We start from the raw sequence: 14,316 nt of genomic DNA, 5'->3' as shown, positions 1-14,316 counted from the left end.
CCCTCCGCAGCTGATGCGCGTCACCTTGAGCCTCCAGGCTGGTACGAAATCGTCACCTGTGCGGTCGACCGTCTCGGACGCCCGTCCGAGCGCTTGTTCCTTCAACCGCCTCGCACTCTCAACGACGGTCACCCGAAAGAGTTACGGGGGCGGCTGCCATCTTCGGCACTCTACGTGAGGGGCCGGACACGGTGCAGATATGCGCAGCAGACCCTCGAACTTTCATCACAACCCATGCCCCATTCAGACCCATTTCTTCCGCTTTGCCAGTGTCTGGAGCTAGATTCGCAATGAGTCATATTTTCATCTCCTTAGATCGTAGTTGTACGGTCGTAGGCACCGGATCCGCCCAGAACGGCTACAAGGGGTCACGTAATGGCAGATTTCTCCCGCCTTCCCGGACCGAACGCGGACCTGTGGGACTGGCAGCTGCTGGCTGCCTGTCGCGGCGTGGACAGCTCGCTCTTCTTCCATCCGGAGGGTGAGCGCGGTGCGGCGAGGAGCGCTCGTGAGAACTCGGCCAAAGAGGTCTGCATGAGGTGCCCGGTACGCGCCGAGTGCGCCGCCCACGCCCTGGCGGTACGCGAGCCGTACGGCGTGTGGGGCGGGCTGACCGAGGACGAGCGCGAAGAGCTGATGGGGCGGGCGCGCAACCGGCTGGTGTCGGCGTCGGCATCGGGCGGACACACCGCCTCGAACAACTGAAGGAACGTTTCTGCGGACGGGCACGCGCACGCGTGCCGTTGGTTTTCGGGACGCGCACGGGCGGCTGCTAGCGGCGGGCGGCCCGGGCCAGCTGTTCGAGTGTCGCCGCCACGGCCGGTACCTGTGCGAGGTCGGGCAGGGTGAGCGCGACGATCTCCCGCCGCACCGCCGGTTCGAGGCGCACGGTGCGCACACCCCGGGGCCGTACCGACTCGACGGCCAGCTGGGGCAGCACGGCCACGCCCAGACCGGCGCCGACGAGGCCGACGACGGCCGGGTAGTCGTCGGTCGCGAAGTCGATGCGCGGGGTGAAGCCGGCCGCCGCGCACACCTCGACCAGCTGTCCGCGGCAGCGCGGGCAGCCCGCGATCCACGGCTCCTCGGTGAGCTCGCCGATGGCGACGGACTCCGAGCCGGCGAGCCGGTGCCGCTCCGGCACGAGCGCGACGAGCCGGTCCGACAGCAACGGCCGTACGACGAGGTCGTCCCACTCCTCCGCGCCCGCCGCCCCCTCGTAACGGAACGCGAGCGCCACGTCGCAGTCGCCCTCGCGCAGCAGCCCTACGGAGGCGGGCGGCTCGGCTTCCTCCAGGGAGACCCGGGTGCCCGGGTGCGCCTCGCGCAGCGCGGCGAGGGCCGTGGGGACGAGGGTGGAGCTGCCGCTGGGGAAGGAGACGAGCCGGACCCGGCCCGCGCGCAGCCCGGCGATGGCGGCGACCTCCTCCTCGGCCGCCGTGAGCCCGGCGAGGATGCCGGCGGCGTGCCGCACCAGGGCCTCGCCCGCCTGGGTCAGTCGCATCTCCCGTCCGGTGCGGATCAGCAGCGGTGTGCCGACGGAGGTTTCCAGTGCCTTCATCTGCTGGCTGACGGCAGGCTGGGTGCAGCCCAGCTCGCGGCCGGCGGCGGAGAAGGAGCCGGTGGTGGCGACGGCGCGCAGGACGCGGAGATGACGAGCTTCGATCACTCTTCCAGGATAAGCGGCCCTTTGATGTCGGTCCCGATAATGCGTCGACGCTTTGGGTGACGGTCGCCTACCGTTCTGGCATGAGGCTTCTGTCAGTGAATCTGGGCCGCGCCGAGGCCGTGCCGTACACGGACAACGCCGAGGGCGTGACCGGGATCGACAAGCGGCCGGTGGACGGGCCGGTGCGGGTGTCCGCGCCCGGGCCCAAGGGCGTCGGCGGGAGCGGGCTGGCCGGGGACGCGGTGTGCAAGCTGGAGCACCACGGCGGCGACGACCAGGCGGTGTACGCCATGGCCCGTGAGGATATGGACGACTGGGAGCGCGAGCTGGGCCGGACGCTGGCCCACGGCGCGTTCGGCGAGAACCTCACGACCCGCGGCCTGGACGTGTCCGGTGCCCTGATCGGCGAGCGCTGGCGGGTGGGGCCCGAGGCGGTGCTGGAGGTCACCTCCGGGCGGATCCCGTGCCGTACGTTCCAGGGCCACATGGGCGAGAAGGGCTGGGTCAAGCGGTTCACGCAGCGGGGTGCGCCGGGGGCGTATCTGCGGGTGATCGTGCCCGGGGAGATCCGCGCGGGCGATGCCGTCGAGATCGTGCATCGGCCCGGCCACGACGTGACGGTGGCCCTGCAGTTCCGGGCGGTGACGTTGGAGCGGACGCTGCTGCCGCGCCTGCTGGCCGCGGGCGAGGCCCTGCATCCGGAGTTGCTGAGGACGGCTCGGGAGTACGAGGAGAGGTACGGGGCCTGATGGCCGCTCACCACGCCTGTCTCCACCGACCCTTCACCACGGACGGCCGCACGCGGAAGCGGATGCACTCAGTCCAGGTCACTAACCTTCTGCCATGACAACGGCTCTGATTACGGGATCGACGGCAGGCATCGGGGCCGCGTTCGCGCGGCGACTGGCGGCCGACGGGCACAACCTGGTGCTGGTGGCCCGCGACACCAAGCGGCTCCGGGAACAGGCGACCGAACTGCACGACCGGCACGGCATCGAGGCGGAGGTGCTGACGGCCGACCTGGCCGAGGACCAGGGCATCGAGGCGGTGGCCGAGCGCCTCGGCGACCGCATGAACTCCGTCGACCTGCTGATCAACAACGCCGGGTTCGGCAACAAGGGCCGCTATCTCGACGTCTCCATGGCCGACGAGCTGCGGATGCTGAAGGTGCACTGCGAGGCGGTGCTGCGGCTGACGTCGGCGGCGACCGGGGCGATGCGCGAGCGCGGCCGCGGCGGCGTCGTCAACGTCGCGTCGGTGGCCGCCTTCGTGCCCCGCGGCACCTATGGCGCCTCCAAGGCGTGGGTCGTGCAGTTCACGCAGGGCGCGGCGCGTGATCTGGCCGGCAGCGGCGTACGGCTGATGGCGCTCTGCCCGGGCTTCGTGCGCACCGAGTTCCACGACCGCGCCGGGATGGGCACCGACAACATCCCGGGTTGGATGTGGCTCGACCCGGACAAGCTGGTGGCGGCGGCGCTGCACGATCTGGCGCGCGGCAAGACGCTGTCCATTCCGGACCCGCGCTACAAGGCGCTGATGGGGGCGGCGAAGCTGGTGCCGCGGGGGATGCTCGGGGCGGTTTCCTCCCGGACGGGCCGGAAGTACGGGCCGCAGTAGGCGTACGCGGCCGGCCCGGCCGCTCGTCCCCCTCCCCCGGAGCCGGGAGGCACACGGGCCGGCCCCTTGGGACAATGGAGCTGTTCAGCCGGACCCAGGGGGGCCGGAGGCGAGGCCATGACCTTCGTACAGCTCATCGAATGCAGGACCAGCCGGCTCGACGAGATGAACCGGCTGATGGACCGGTGGGTCGAGCAGACCAAGGGCAAGCGGACCGCGTCGCACAGTGTGGTGGCGAAGGACCGGGCCGACGCGTCGCACATCGTGGAGATCGTGGAGTTCCCGTCGTACGAGGAGGCGATGCGCAACTCCGGGCTGCCGGAGACCGACCGGATCTTCCAGGACATGGTGGCGCTCTGTGACGAGACGCCGACCTTCACGGACCTGGACGTGGTGCGGGACGAGCAGCTGTACGCGGCCACCGCGCGCAGGTTCTTCGAGCTCCTGCCCGGCCAGGGGGACGCGCCGCCGATGAACGACGTGTTCATCGAGGACTACCACGACCACGATCCCGCCAATGTGTCGGACGTCATCGGGCTGGACGCGATGCGGCGCGAGGTGGAGGTGTGGCGGGGCGGGTTCGACTTCTCGTTCACGATCGAGGACCAGATGGCACAGGGTGACCGGGTGTGCACCCGGTGGACCTTCCGCGGGCGCCACACGGGCGACTTCCTCGGGATCCCGCCGACCGGGCAGGAGGTCACCATGACGGGGACGACCGTGCACCGCTGCACACCGGACGGGAAGATCGCCGAGGGCTGGTGGCAGTACGACCGGCTGGGGCTGATGCAGCAGCTCGGGGCTCTGGAGCCTACGGAACTCTGACCCCACGGCGCTCCAGGACGAGGTTGGCCGCTCCGTAGCCGAATGCGCCGGCGAGGGCACCGGTGGACAGCAGGGCGAGGCCTTGGACGAGTCGGACGCGCATGCGGATCACTCCTCCGTCTGGGGTTCGGTGGGGGCGACGGATCGCGTGAGCTGCTCAGCTCGTCGCAACAGGCGGAGGAGCTCCGGGCCCTGATGGCGGTCGCAGGTTTCCGGCGCCCACCCCCGAGACCGACGGCTCCCTCCTGCTCGACTGGGCCGGCTGGAACCACCGCGACCAGGCCGACGCCCTCGTCGGACTGATCCGCAGCCACGTCGAGACCGGCGGCTGGACCAAGGAGGACCGCCGTTTTGTACCGCTGCTCGCCGGTCTGCGCGAGGTGCTGCCCTGGGTGCACCAGTGGTACGGCGAGTGCGACGAGGAGTGGGAGGGCAACCCCGCCGAAGAGTTCCAGGCCGCCCTCGACACCGGCCGCACGGAGCGCGAACTGTCCGAGGCGGATCTCCTCAACTGGCGTCCCGAGAAGAAGGCGCGCGGGCGGCAGAAGAAGAGTGAGTGAGCAGAGCAGTGCCCTTCGGGTATGAGTGAGGGGCGGTGGGGAGCGCAAACGGCTTCCCACCGCCCCTCGTTCGTCTCAGGCGCCTGTGGCCATCCGCACGAACGCCGTCCACTGGGCAGACGGCACGTTGAGTATCGCCAGGTCCGGGCGCTTGGAGTCGCGGATCAGTACGGCCGTACCGGCGTCCGCGACCTCGACGCAATCACCGCCGTTGCCCGCGCTGTAGCTGCTCTTGATCCATCGCAGTTCGCCAGCGGCAGGCGCGGGGCTGCCTGTCTTCATAGCTCTCCCAACAGCTTCTCGATGAAGGCCAGCGACTCCCTGGGAGTCAGCGCCTGCGCCGCGAGGAGTCTGTACGTCGCCTCCAACGGGCTGACCTTCTTCGGGTCCGAGTACAGGGCACTCGTGTCCTGTACCTCCATGTAGGCCATCCTGCGCTGATCGGCGAGATGGATCAATGTGAAGGGGCCTGCCAGTCCTGCGTGCTCGTCGCGCCGTGTCGGCATGACCTGCAACTCGACGTTACGTTCATGCCCGTACAGCAGTAGTTGTTCCAGTTGGCCCCGCAGCACCTCCGGACCTCCAAGAGGTCGCTGCAGAACATGTTCCTCAATGACGAAGCTCAGCAACGGAGCAGGCCGACGAGCGAAGAGCTTCCGGCGTTCCATCCGTGCCGTCACGCCCTGCTCGATCGTCTCCTCGTCCAACAACGGACGCCACATGCGGAAGACCGCACGTGCGTATTCCTCCGTCTGCAAGATCCCCTTGACCACATGGTCGGAGTAGGCGTGCAGCTCGACCGCCTGTCCCTCCAGCTCCGCATACCGCCGGAAGAACCCCGGATACCGAGCCTTCGCCACCTCCCCCTTCATGGCCACCAGCAGCCCCCGCCCTCCCACCTCCCGATCCACCGCGTCCACCAGCTCCGGCCGGGGAATCCGCCGCCCCTGCTCCACCGCCGCGATCTGCGCCTCGCCGTACCCGACCCGCTCCCCCAACTGCGCCTGCGTCAGCCCCGTGATCTCCCGCAGCAGCTTCATCTGGCGGCCGAAGCAGCGCAGGAACTCCCCGTTGGAATCAGCGCCCGCGCCCTCCACGCCCGCACCCGAGTCCGCTCCCGACTCCATCGCACCCGCCCCCTCAGCACATCCGTCCACCGGTCACCCGTGCTCGCACCGTAGGACGCCGCCGTGTCAACCACGCCAGTAGCGGTCCAAGTTGCGCCTGAAGAGTGAACGAGCAAGTCACTAGGTGAACCATGGCCCATGGCCGAGCAGGCCAAAAGAACGTCGGCGTGCGGCGGCACAGGTCGCCTACGCCACCCCTCACCCGGGAACTCGGAAGTGGGGGTGGAGTTCGACTTTCGCGACATTCCTCCTTCTCCGCACAACTCGAAGTACTCTGCGCAACAGGGACGTTGAGACTCCGGTGGGAGGTTGACGAGCGTGTCCGCACCGTGCACTGGCTGGATACACGAGCTCCGAGGTCACACACTCATGTTCACCGGCAAAACCCTGGTGGACGGTGATTGGGTTGTCCGTAAGAAGTGCTTCTCTCGTGCGCAGGCGTTAGGAGCTGCCTACCAGAACAGTTTCTCCAGGAAGGTGACCCTCGTCGTCCATGGAGAGTTGACAGGCAACGTCAAGGACGCGGACCGGGAGCTGAGCAGAAAACTGCTGGCAGTCATCGAGTCACGACGAGCAGGTCGACACATACACGTGGTCGACAATGCCGGCTACTCAGATCTTCTGTTCGGAGCTCCGGCCCAGTGCCGAGACCTCAAGGTGCAGGGCGAGCACGTAACCGTCATGCCTGAGGTGGGGGAAGGGTTCCTCGGCGGCCCGTTCGACAGGCTTCGTCTGCGCACTCGGGGCATCAACCGGTTGGAGGCCGGGCTGCTGGGGCGGGGCACGCCGCGACACGAGAAGCTGCTGTCACGCCTCATCGAGCGGGTCGCTGGTCGAGCGACGCTCGACGTTCGCGCTCCAGCGCGACGGGGCCCGCAGTTCGACCTCGGCTGGATCAGCGAACGGACCGCGTACGGCGCGTGGGTCGCGGCTCCCGAGCAATCAGGCGACAAAGAGACGAAGCGCCTCTCCGAGGCCGTCGAGTACGTCAGCAGGTCGGCCCGGTCTGTTGCCCGGCACGGCCAGGTCCAACGGGTAGTGGTGCTCGAGGATGCCGTAGACCTGAGCTCCGGACTGAGGGAGCGGGCACAAGCGTCGGGCGTTCTGATCGGGAAAATCAAGGATGTCCCCCGGTGAGACGGGGACCAAGCGGCATGCGACGACCCGATGCGCAGAGGCCCACTCTTCGCCGCTGGGAGCCGTGCATCGACATCGGCGGGTGACGGGCCGCGCTGACAGAGCGATCGCCCTCGCGTGAAAGCCTTCTTCACTCAACGCGTACATCCACGCACGCAGCGTGCGATAGCGTCGCCTCGACATCACGTCTTCCGCGTGCCACGCCGGGCACCAACGAAGACGGCCCCCGCGACGGTTGCAGCCGTCCGCGAGGGCCTGAACCACCAGTGGAAAAGGACTCCACCGTGATTTACCGGCACCATATCGCGCCCCCGCGCGCCTTCACGCAGTTCTCCCACGACCTCATCCGGCACCCCCGGCTGTCCTCCGACGCCGTGCGGCTGCTGACCTGGCAGCTCTCGCTCCCTGAAGGGGCGCGCGAGTCGTTGTCGCGTACCGCCGAGCGCGCCCGCATCGGGGCGTGCGCCTTCACGCGGGCCAAGCGACAGCTCAAGGAGGAGGGCTTCGTGCATGAGCGGCGGCTCCAGGGGCCCGGCGGTCGCTGGGTGACCCAACAGCTTGTCTCCAACGTGCCGTTGAGCGAGGCCGAGGCCGGCAAGATCCTCGCCCGGATGCCCGTCCACGTGCCCGACGCCCCCGCGTCGCGCCAGCTCGCCCCGAGTGCCCGCGTTCCGGCCGTCGGTGCTCCGACCCGTCCGCCCGCCGACGGTCATCCAGAGAAAGACCCTGGGGAAAACACCTCCCACCGTCCCGCCCGGCCGGATCCGGATGCGAGGCCGGAGCCCGCCCCGGACACAGTCGAGGTCCCCGAAACCGCCCGCGCCCTCGTCGCCGCCCTCCCCCACCTCTCCCCCGACCTCCGCCGCATCCCCCGAGGCATGCACGACGAACTGGCCCGGCTCGTCTCCCGCTGGCTCGCGGCCGGTCACACTCCCCCCGACATCCGCACGCACATCCTGCGCGGCCTCCCCGACGACGGCACCCCAGTCCACCGCCCCGGCGGCCTCCTGCGCTACCTGCTCCGCGACGTGCCGCCCGCGCCCGCCGCCCCGGCCCCGGCCCCGGGCGCCGCCACCTCTCCCCCGGCCGCCCGACCATCCGACCCCACCCGTCTGTCCAGCCGTCTCGCCGCCCTCCGCGAGTGCGAGGGCGACCACGTACAGGCGACCCTCTTCCGGCCAGTCGCGGAGGAGACGCTGTGCCGTGCTTGCTCGCGGCACCGCCTTCCCTGCCCGTGACTCCGGCCGACAACTCGTCGCGTCAGAGAGCGGCCGCGCCGGGACCCGCGCCGGGCGAGGCTCCCGGCGCGGGGTCGGGTGGCGGCAGCGCCGAGGAAGCGGCGCGCATTGCGGTGGTGACCCGGAAGATGTCCTGCGGGTCGCTGCGCCGGAGCGTGAACATCTTGACCAGGACGATGAGGTTCGGCCCGAACAGCACTATGGCCAGCACGAGTTGACCGATCGTGCCGTCCACCGGGGCGAGCAGCAGGCCCTGTACGACGCCCGCCGAGACTCCGAGATTCCTGCCCACGGGCTGCGGCTGATCGTGGTCCGGCCCGGCGACCTCGACGCGGACGGACGCAGCAGGCTCCGGCGCAAGGAGGAGGCCGACCTGGCGGCGCTGCGGAAGATCCTGCCCCGGGTCAGCGACGAGGACCGGGTCACCGACGCCTTCCGCGCCTGGCTGCTCGGCGAGGGGTGGACACCCGTCGAGCCCACGGACCGCTGGACCGACCTCGAAGCCGTGCGCGGCGAGGAGCGGCTGATCTGCGAGGCCAAGGGCCGCACTGAGGAGAAGGGCATCGACGCGGACATCTCCTACAGGCAGCTGCTGCGGCGTATGACGAGCCAGGACCCCCGGATACGGTACGTACTCGTCGTGCCGTCCTCGTCCGTCAAGGCCGTCGAGCGGGTTCCGGCCCATGTCCGCGAGCTGCTGCGGATCGACGTGTACGAGGTCACGGACGACAGCGAGGTGCGTCGGCTGCCTGCCTGATCCACAGCGAGCCGACGGACCTCCCCCTCTGGACACACCGACCCTGTGATGTGCATCCCCTACATTCGTGACATGAGTGAGCCGGTTGTGGAAACCATGGCCGAGGTCCGTAGCCACCTCGCCGATGTCATCGACCGCGCCCGCCGTGAGGAAACGCCGACGATCATCACGCGACGTGGCAAGCAGGAAGCCGTCGTGATCGGCATCGAGGAGTACCAGCGTCTCCGCCAACTCGCCGAGGACGCCGAAGAGGCATGGCTCAACCGGCTGGCCGACGAAGCCGAGTCCGAGGGCACCGACGGGTCGGTCTCGCTCGAAGAGATGGCCGGAGGCGTCAGCGCCTCGCACGGGCCGCGCCGGGCTGCCCGGAGATCACCCCCGACAAGCCCGACATCGCCCCCCGCCACCCCGACAGACAACCGCTGTGGGGGCGTCGTACCTGGTGAGAAGGGCTGCTGCCACGGGATCTTCGGGGCATGGCCACTTCCCCCAGCCAGGCGCGGCGGTCCGCTGCCGCTCCCGCTCGCCGATCAGACGGTGTTCTCGTTCCGCTTCACCGCCTCGCCCCGCGGCGCCCGGCTCGCCCGCCGGCTCGCGTCCTGCCGGATGGACGCCTGGGGCCGGCGGTACGGCACCCCGGCGCACGACTCCGTGAAACTGATCGTGGCCGAACTGGCAGCCAACGCCGTGACCCACGGCCGGGTGCCCGGCCGGGATGCCGAGCTGCGGCTCAGCCGGGAGGACGGCGGGTACGTACGCGTCGAGGTGAGCGACGCGCGGGGGAACGGCTGCCCGGGGCGCGGGACATCGGAAGCGGTGAGGAACGGCGGGCGGGGACTCCTCCTCGTACCGCCCTGGCCGAGGAGTGGGGAACGGCCCCACGCCCGGGCGCCCCCGGCAAGACCGTCTGGGCGGTGGTCCCCGCCGTGCCGGTCCACGGGTGAGCCGGGGGGAAGGACCCGATCCCGTCAGTAGTCGTAGCGGGCCTTGATGATCACGACTTCCTTTTCGGTGGCCCGGTAGACGAGGCGGTGCTCGTCGTCGATCCGGCGTGACCAGTAGCCCGACAGGTCGCCCTTCAACGGCTCCGGTTTGCCGATGCCCGTGAAGGGGTCCCTCTGGATCTCGGCGATAAGGCGGACGAGCTTACGGAAGAGCTTCCTGTCGGCGGCCTGCCAGTAGAGCAGGTCCTCCCAGCCGGTGGGACGGAACCGTACGTCCCTCACTCGCCGTCCTCCGCCAGGGCCTCCAGCTCCGCCATACTCCGGGTGATCACCGGGGTGTCGGCGGCCTTGTCCGCGGCGACGGCCGCCATGAGATGGGCGGCATTGGCCGGCGAACGCAGCAGGTAGACGGTCTCCTGCCAGGAACGGAAGTCGTCGGCCGACATCAGTATGGCGTTGCCGGCCCGGGAGGTGATCTCCACCGGTTCATGGTCGTCATTGACCTGCTGGATCAGCGGGAAAAGCCTGGCCCGGGCCTCGCTGGCGGTGATGGACATGCCCCTCCTCCAGGAACTGGTACGGAAAAGCCGTACCAGTCGGATGGTACAGGGGCCCGGTACGAGTCGCCGGCCTCGCGCTTCTCCGACCGGGATTCCCTCCCCGGCTGGCAGGATAAGGAGAGCTGTAAGGGGCCCTGGTTTCACCGTGCGGGCCCGGAACGAGGCCTGGCCGCGGGGGTGGCCGGGCGTGTGCTGTGGGGCGTGGGAGCGGCTGATGGCCAGGGGCGCGGGCGAGACGGTCGTACTGAGGGACGTACTCGACATCAAGGAGGACGTTCCCGTCCGAGGTTGCGCGCGGACGGCGAGGCCGACCCGGTGTTCTCTCTGCACCTGTCCGACCTCGACATCGAGCCGCTGCTCGACGCCGTCGCCGAGCCGGGGCAGACGGCCACGGGTGAGTCCCCCACCACGCTCAAGACTCCGAACCTGAAGATCAACATCACGGAGTTCGACCACACGAAGTCCTGGTGAGCCGCCGGGCGAAGGTCTCAGGCTGCGGAAGGGCCCTAGTCGCCTCCGCCACCGCCCCCTCCGTCCCCACCACCGCCGTCACTGCCGCCGCCGCCCCCGTCGCCGCCGTCCCCGCCGTCGCTGCCCCAGCCATCGCCGCCGCCGGGTTCATTGTCGTCACGGTCCCTGCCGAGGTTGCTGAACCAGGGACGCTCCCAGATGTCGTCGCCGGTGTTCCGGCGGGAGCCCACGGCGCGGAACCTGGCCAGGCCCGTGGTGTCGCCGAGGCCGAAGGACACGGCTACCGCGTGGGCCATCACTGCGTCCAGGGCGTCGGGGCTCTCGTGGCGCACGTCGGCCAGCGGCAGCAGCACCGAGCCGGGCGGAGGGCCGGGCCACCGTGAGGGGCGGGTCAGCAGCGCGACGTGCCGGTCGTCGCGCAGCAGCCACGAGCTCTCGCCGTTCTCGCGGCGCAGTGTCCACTGCCGGTCGGGCAGGCGGATCTCGACGCTGCTCTTGGACTTGCGCATCCTCTTGCGCAGTTCGAGCCGTGCGGTGATGTCACCGACGGTCATGATCAGGCCGTTGGCCAGGTCGGCGGCGTCGGGGCGGTAGCCGTACGGTGCCCGCAGGCGCACGGCGGGGGCGTGCGTGCCCCAGACGTCCACGCGTACCGAGCGCCGGTCCACGGCGACGGTCACCCGTCCGGCGGGGCCGTGCGCGTGGCGGCGCGCGATCCACAGCGGTACGCCCTCCGCCTGCGCCCGTGCGGCGAGGTCGGCCACGTGGTCCGGCCCGCCGCACCTGCGTACCGCCAGTTCGCCCAGCGCGCGGGCGAAGTCGGCAGCCTGACGGGCCTTCAGGGGGGTGGTGGTGCCGGTCACGCGGGTGACCGGGACGACGCCGGGGCCCTGGGGCAGCATCCCCAGGGGGCGTTCGGCGCCTCCGCCGCCGAGCCAGCAGCCCCGCAGGAACGCTTCTGCCATGGCGGCGAGGTTCAGCTCGTCCAGCGGGGTCGTCCTGCCGCCCCTGCCCAGTCCCACCTCGGTGAGCCGCACCGTCCGCGCCAGCGGGTTGCGGGACCGTTCCCCGTAGAGCACCTGGTTCATCCCTACCCCCTCATGATCCGACTGCTCTGCGGGTAGACCGTCGCCGGCCCCGGCACGGTTCCCCGACCGGCGGAGAAAGGCGCACGGCGAAGGCCCGGCACCCCGTCTCCGGGGTGCCGGGCCTTCGCTCGGGCTCGGGCGGGCTGACGTCGTCAGCCCTCAGCCGTCATGCCTCAGTGGGAGTGGCCGTGGCTGTGGCCACCGGCGGCCGGCTCCTCCTCTTCCTTCTTCTCGACGACCAGGGTCTCGGTCGTGAGGAGGAGGGAGGCGATGGAGGCGGCGTTCTCCAGGGCGGAGCGGGTGACCTTGACCGGGTCGATGACGCCGGCCTTCACCAGGTCGCCGTACTCGCCGGTGGCGGCGTTGAAGCCCTGGCCCTTGTCGAGCTCGGCGACCTTGGAGGTGATGACGTAACCCTCCAGGCCGGCGTTCTCGGCGATCCAGCGCAGCGGCTCGACGGCGGCCTTGCGGACGACCGCGACACCCGTGGCCTCGTCGCCGGTCTTGCCGAGGTTGCCCTCGAGGACCTTCACGGCGTGGACCAGCGCGGAACCACCACCGGAGACGATGCCCTCCTCGACCGCGGCGCGGGTCGCGGAGATGGCGTCCTCCAGACGGTGCTTGCGCTCCTTGAGCTCGACCTCGGTGGCGGCACCCACACGGATGACGCACACGCCGCCGGCCAGCTTCGCGAGGCGCTCCTGGAGCTTCTCGCGGTCCCAGTCGGAGTCGGTGGTCTCGATCTCGGCCTTGATCTGGGCGACGCGGCCCTGCACGTCGTCCTTGTTGCCGGCACCGTCGACGACCGTGGTGTCGTCCTTGGTGACGGTGACGCGGCGGGCGGAGCCGAGCACGTCCAGGCCGACCTGGTCGAGCTTGAGGCCGACCTCCTCGGAGACGACCGTGGCGCCGGTGAGGACGGCCAGGTCCTGCAGCATCGCCTTGCGGCGGTCGCCGAAGCCGGGGGCCTTCACGGCGACGGCGTTGAAGGTGCCGCGGATCTTGTTGACGACGAGGGTGGAGAGGGCCTCGCCCTCGACGTCCTCGGCGATGATCAGCAGCGGCTTGGAGGCGTTGGCCTGGATGACCTTCTCCAGCAGCGGCAGCATGTCCGCGATGGCGGAGATCTTGCCCTGCGTGATGAGGATGTAGGGGTCGTCCAGGACGGCTTCCATGCGCTCCTGGTCCGTCACGAAGTACGGCGACAGGTAGCCCTTGTCGAAGGCCATGCCCTCGGTGAAGTCCAGCTCCAGACCGAAGGTGTTGGACTCCTCGACGGTGATGACACCGTCCTTGCCGACCTTGTCCATCGCCTCGGCGATGAGCTCGCCGACCTGCGTGTCCTGGGCGGACAGACCGGCGACGGCGGCGATGTCGGACTTCTCGTCGATCGGCCGGGCGGTCGCGAGGAGCTCCTCGGAGACCGCGGCGACGGCGGCGTCGATGCCCTTCTTCAGGGCGGCCGGGGAGGCACCGGCGGCGACGTTCTTCAGGCCCTCGCGCACGAGCGCCTGGGCGAGCACGGTGGCGGTGGTCGTACCGTCACCCGCGATGTCGTTGGTCTTGGTCGCCACCTCCTTCACCAGCTGGGCACCGAGGTTCTCGTACGGGTCCTCGACCTCGACCTCGCGGGCGATGGTCACACCGTCGTTGGTGATGGTGGGAGCGCCGAACTTCTTGTCGATGACGACGTTGCGGCCCTTGGGGCCGATCGTCACCTTGACCGTGTCGGCAAGCTTGTTGACGCCGCGCTCGAGGGCGCGACGGGCGTCCTCGTCGAACTTCAGGATCTTCGCCATGGGAGCGTGAGCCCTCTTCCGGAATCAGGGGTTACGGCACTGCGCCCCGGGCGCCCGGCTTCTGTCGATCGCGGGGGGCCAGGGGCGCAGTTCAAAGCAATGTGCTTGGGGTGAATTACTTCTCGACGATCGCGAGCACGTCGCGGGCCGAGAGGACGAGGTACTCCTCGCCGTTGTACTTCACCTCGGTGCCGCCGTACTTGCTGTAGAGCACGACGTCGCCGACGGAGACGTCGAGCGGAAGACGGTTGCCGTCCTCGAAGCGGCCCGGGCCCACGGCCAGGACGACGCCCTCCTGGGGCTTCTCCTTGGCGGTGTCCGGGATGACCAGGCCAGAGGCGGTGGTCTGCTCGGCGTCGAGCGGCTGGACCACAATGCGGTCCTCGAGCGGCTTGATGGCAACCTTGGAGCTGGTGGTCGTCACGATCCGACCTCCCCCTTCGGAGATCTCACGGGGTTAACTGTCTGAGGTGGCGACCAGGTGGATCCGTCGTCGCGGGTGCCGGACCTGCCCGTCGCTGTGT

Annotated in this window: 18 protein-coding genes and 1 pseudogene; 10 read left to right on the top strand and 9 right to left on the bottom strand. The window is 69.9% G+C overall.

What is annotated here, in order from left to right; translation table 11 throughout:
- Positions 1-375: 375 nt before the first annotated feature.
- Positions 376-705: a WhiB family transcriptional regulator gene (locus ACFY9S_RS09745; protein ID WP_004927066.1), complete on the top strand. Its 330-nt coding sequence runs from the start codon at positions 376-378 to the stop codon at positions 703-705.
- Positions 706-772: 67 nt separating this feature from the next.
- On the opposite strand, the gene ACFY9S_RS09740 is transcribed toward ACFY9S_RS09745, so the two are convergent.
- The gene (locus ACFY9S_RS09740) at positions 773-1,669 is read right to left on the bottom strand and encodes a LysR substrate-binding domain-containing protein (protein ID WP_391124983.1); all 897 of its coding nucleotides are present in this window, start codon (positions 1,667-1,669) and stop codon (positions 773-775) included.
- An 80-nt stretch (positions 1,670-1,749) separates the two neighbouring features.
- On the opposite strand from ACFY9S_RS09740, the gene ACFY9S_RS09735 reads away from it, so the two are divergent.
- From ACFY9S_RS09735 to ACFY9S_RS09720, 4 genes and pseudogenes are all read left to right on the top strand, one after another.
- Positions 1,750-2,418, top strand: coding sequence for an MOSC domain-containing protein (locus ACFY9S_RS09735; RefSeq protein WP_391124980.1), 669 nt, complete (start codon positions 1,750-1,752; stop codon positions 2,416-2,418).
- Positions 2,419-2,512: 94 nt separating this feature from the next.
- Positions 2,513-3,286 carry an SDR family oxidoreductase gene (locus ACFY9S_RS09730; protein WP_102908915.1) on the top strand — a complete coding sequence of 258 codons (774 nt, stop codon included), beginning with the start codon at positions 2,513-2,515 and terminating at the stop codon, positions 3,284-3,286.
- 117 nt (positions 3,287-3,403) lie between these two features.
- A complete protein-coding gene (locus ACFY9S_RS09725; RefSeq protein WP_391124976.1) occupies positions 3,404-4,111 on the top strand; it encodes an ester cyclase in 708 nt (235 codons plus the stop codon).
- 221 nt (positions 4,112-4,332) lie between these two features.
- Positions 4,333-4,671, top strand: a pseudogene (locus tag ACFY9S_RS09720) (DUF7008 domain-containing protein); the annotation flags it as partial.
- A gap of 75 nt (positions 4,672-4,746) precedes the next feature.
- Here ACFY9S_RS09720 and ACFY9S_RS09715 read toward each other — a convergent pair.
- Complete coding sequence (locus ACFY9S_RS09715) at positions 4,747-4,953, bottom strand: DUF397 domain-containing protein (RefSeq protein WP_391124973.1); 207 nt, start codon at positions 4,951-4,953, stop codon at positions 4,747-4,749.
- Positions 4,950-5,798, bottom strand: coding sequence for a Scr1 family TA system antitoxin-like transcriptional regulator (locus ACFY9S_RS09710; protein ID WP_391124970.1), 849 nt, complete (start codon positions 5,796-5,798; stop codon positions 4,950-4,952). The genes ACFY9S_RS09715 and ACFY9S_RS09710 overlap by 4 nt, the downstream gene beginning before the upstream one ends.
- A gap of 369 nt (positions 5,799-6,167) precedes the next feature.
- On the opposite strand from ACFY9S_RS09710, the gene ACFY9S_RS09705 reads away from it, so the two are divergent.
- Together ACFY9S_RS09705 and ACFY9S_RS09700 are read left to right on the top strand one after the other, a co-directional pair.
- Complete coding sequence (locus ACFY9S_RS09705) at positions 6,168-6,935, top strand: hypothetical protein (protein WP_391124967.1); 768 nt, start codon at positions 6,168-6,170, stop codon at positions 6,933-6,935.
- Positions 6,936-7,219: 284 nt separating this feature from the next.
- Positions 7,220-8,173 carry a hypothetical protein gene (locus tag ACFY9S_RS09700; protein WP_391124964.1) on the top strand — a complete coding sequence of 318 codons (954 nt, stop codon included), beginning with the start codon at positions 7,220-7,222 and terminating at the stop codon, positions 8,171-8,173.
- Positions 8,174-8,195: 22 nt separating this feature from the next.
- Here ACFY9S_RS09700 and ACFY9S_RS09695 read toward each other — a convergent pair whose 3' ends face one another.
- Positions 8,196-8,408: a hypothetical protein gene (locus ACFY9S_RS09695; RefSeq protein WP_391124961.1), complete on the bottom strand. Its 213-nt coding sequence runs from the start codon at positions 8,406-8,408 to the stop codon at positions 8,196-8,198.
- On the opposite strand from ACFY9S_RS09695, the gene ACFY9S_RS09690 reads away from it, so the two are divergent.
- Positions 8,388-8,930, top strand: a complete 543-nt coding sequence (locus ACFY9S_RS09690) for a hypothetical protein (protein WP_391124958.1) — start codon at positions 8,388-8,390, stop codon at positions 8,928-8,930. The two genes, ACFY9S_RS09695 and ACFY9S_RS09690, sit on opposite strands and share 21 nt — an antisense overlap.
- 72 nt (positions 8,931-9,002) lie before the next feature.
- On the top strand, positions 9,003-9,905 hold the full coding sequence (locus tag ACFY9S_RS09685) for a type II toxin-antitoxin system prevent-host-death family antitoxin (protein ID WP_391124955.1): 903 nt from the start codon (positions 9,003-9,005) through the stop codon (positions 9,903-9,905).
- Here the strand turns inward: ACFY9S_RS09685 and ACFY9S_RS09680 are convergent.
- Complete coding sequence (locus ACFY9S_RS09680; RefSeq protein ID WP_391124952.1) at positions 9,899-10,156, bottom strand: Txe/YoeB family addiction module toxin; 258 nt, start codon at positions 10,154-10,156, stop codon at positions 9,899-9,901. The genes ACFY9S_RS09685 and ACFY9S_RS09680 overlap by 7 nt on opposite strands.
- Positions 10,153-10,431, bottom strand: coding sequence for a type II toxin-antitoxin system Phd/YefM family antitoxin (locus tag ACFY9S_RS09675; RefSeq protein WP_102913711.1), 279 nt, complete (start codon positions 10,429-10,431; stop codon positions 10,153-10,155). Before ACFY9S_RS09675 ends, ACFY9S_RS09680 begins: the two co-directional genes overlap by 4 nt.
- A 291-nt stretch (positions 10,432-10,722) precedes the next feature.
- On the opposite strand from ACFY9S_RS09675, the gene ACFY9S_RS09670 reads away from it, so the two are divergent.
- The gene (locus tag ACFY9S_RS09670) at positions 10,723-10,905 is read left to right on the top strand and encodes a hypothetical protein (RefSeq protein ID WP_391124949.1); all 183 of its coding nucleotides are present in this window, start codon (positions 10,723-10,725) and stop codon (positions 10,903-10,905) included.
- Positions 10,906-10,940: 35 nt separating this feature from the next.
- Here ACFY9S_RS09670 and ACFY9S_RS09665 read toward each other — a convergent pair whose 3' ends face one another.
- From ACFY9S_RS09665 to groES, 3 genes are all read right to left on the bottom strand, one after another.
- A complete protein-coding gene (locus ACFY9S_RS09665) occupies positions 10,941-11,993 on the bottom strand; it encodes a hypothetical protein (RefSeq protein ID WP_391124946.1) in 1,053 nt (350 codons plus the stop codon).
- A gap of 173 nt (positions 11,994-12,166) precedes the next feature.
- The gene (groL, locus tag ACFY9S_RS09660; protein WP_391124944.1) at positions 12,167-13,792 is read right to left on the bottom strand and encodes a chaperonin GroEL; all 1,626 of its coding nucleotides are present in this window, start codon (positions 13,790-13,792) and stop codon (positions 12,167-12,169) included.
- Positions 13,793-13,907: 115 nt separating this feature from the next.
- On the bottom strand, positions 13,908-14,216 hold the full coding sequence (gene groES / locus ACFY9S_RS09655) for a co-chaperone GroES (protein ID WP_003974211.1): 309 nt from the start codon (positions 14,214-14,216) through the stop codon (positions 13,908-13,910).
- Positions 14,217-14,316 lie beyond the last annotated feature (100 nt).

This window comes from Streptomyces sp. NPDC012474, assembly GCF_042955185.1.
Lineage (GTDB): Bacteria > Actinomycetota > Actinomycetes > Streptomycetales > Streptomycetaceae > Streptomyces > Streptomyces cahuitamycinicus.
This window is presented reverse-complemented; position numbering and strand designations above follow the sequence as displayed.

What these genes read in the sequence shown, in the direction of transcription:
- ACFY9S_RS09725 (WP_391124976.1), top strand. Translation starts at nt 3,404, where the DNA reads ATGACCTTCGTACAGCTCATCGAATGCAGGACCAGCCGGCTCGACGAG.
- ACFY9S_RS09675 (WP_102913711.1), bottom strand. Translation starts at nt 10,431, where the DNA reads ATGTCCATCACCGCCAGCGAGGCCCGGGCCAGGCTTTTCCCGCTGATC.
- ACFY9S_RS09715 (WP_391124973.1), bottom strand. Translation starts at nt 4,953, where the DNA reads ATGAAGACAGGCAGCCCCGCGCCTGCCGCTGGCGAACTGCGATGGATC.
- ACFY9S_RS09710 (WP_391124970.1), bottom strand. Translation starts at nt 5,798, where the DNA reads ATGGAGTCGGGAGCGGACTCGGGTGCGGGCGTGGAGGGCGCGGGCGCT.
- groL (WP_391124944.1), bottom strand. Translation starts at nt 13,792, where the DNA reads ATGGCGAAGATCCTGAAGTTCGACGAGGACGCCCGTCGCGCCCTCGAG.
- ACFY9S_RS09665 (WP_391124946.1), bottom strand. Translation starts at nt 11,993, where the DNA reads ATGAACCAGGTGCTCTACGGGGAACGGTCCCGCAACCCGCTGGCGCGG.
- ACFY9S_RS09705 (WP_391124967.1), top strand. Translation starts at nt 6,168, where the DNA reads ATGTTCACCGGCAAAACCCTGGTGGACGGTGATTGGGTTGTCCGTAAG.
- ACFY9S_RS09730 (WP_102908915.1), top strand. Translation starts at nt 2,513, where the DNA reads ATGACAACGGCTCTGATTACGGGATCGACGGCAGGCATCGGGGCCGCG.
- ACFY9S_RS09745 (WP_004927066.1), top strand. Translation starts at nt 376, where the DNA reads ATGGCAGATTTCTCCCGCCTTCCCGGACCGAACGCGGACCTGTGGGAC.
- ACFY9S_RS09735 (WP_391124980.1), top strand. Translation starts at nt 1,750, where the DNA reads ATGAGGCTTCTGTCAGTGAATCTGGGCCGCGCCGAGGCCGTGCCGTAC.
- ACFY9S_RS09685 (WP_391124955.1), top strand. Translation starts at nt 9,003, where the DNA reads ATGAGTGAGCCGGTTGTGGAAACCATGGCCGAGGTCCGTAGCCACCTC.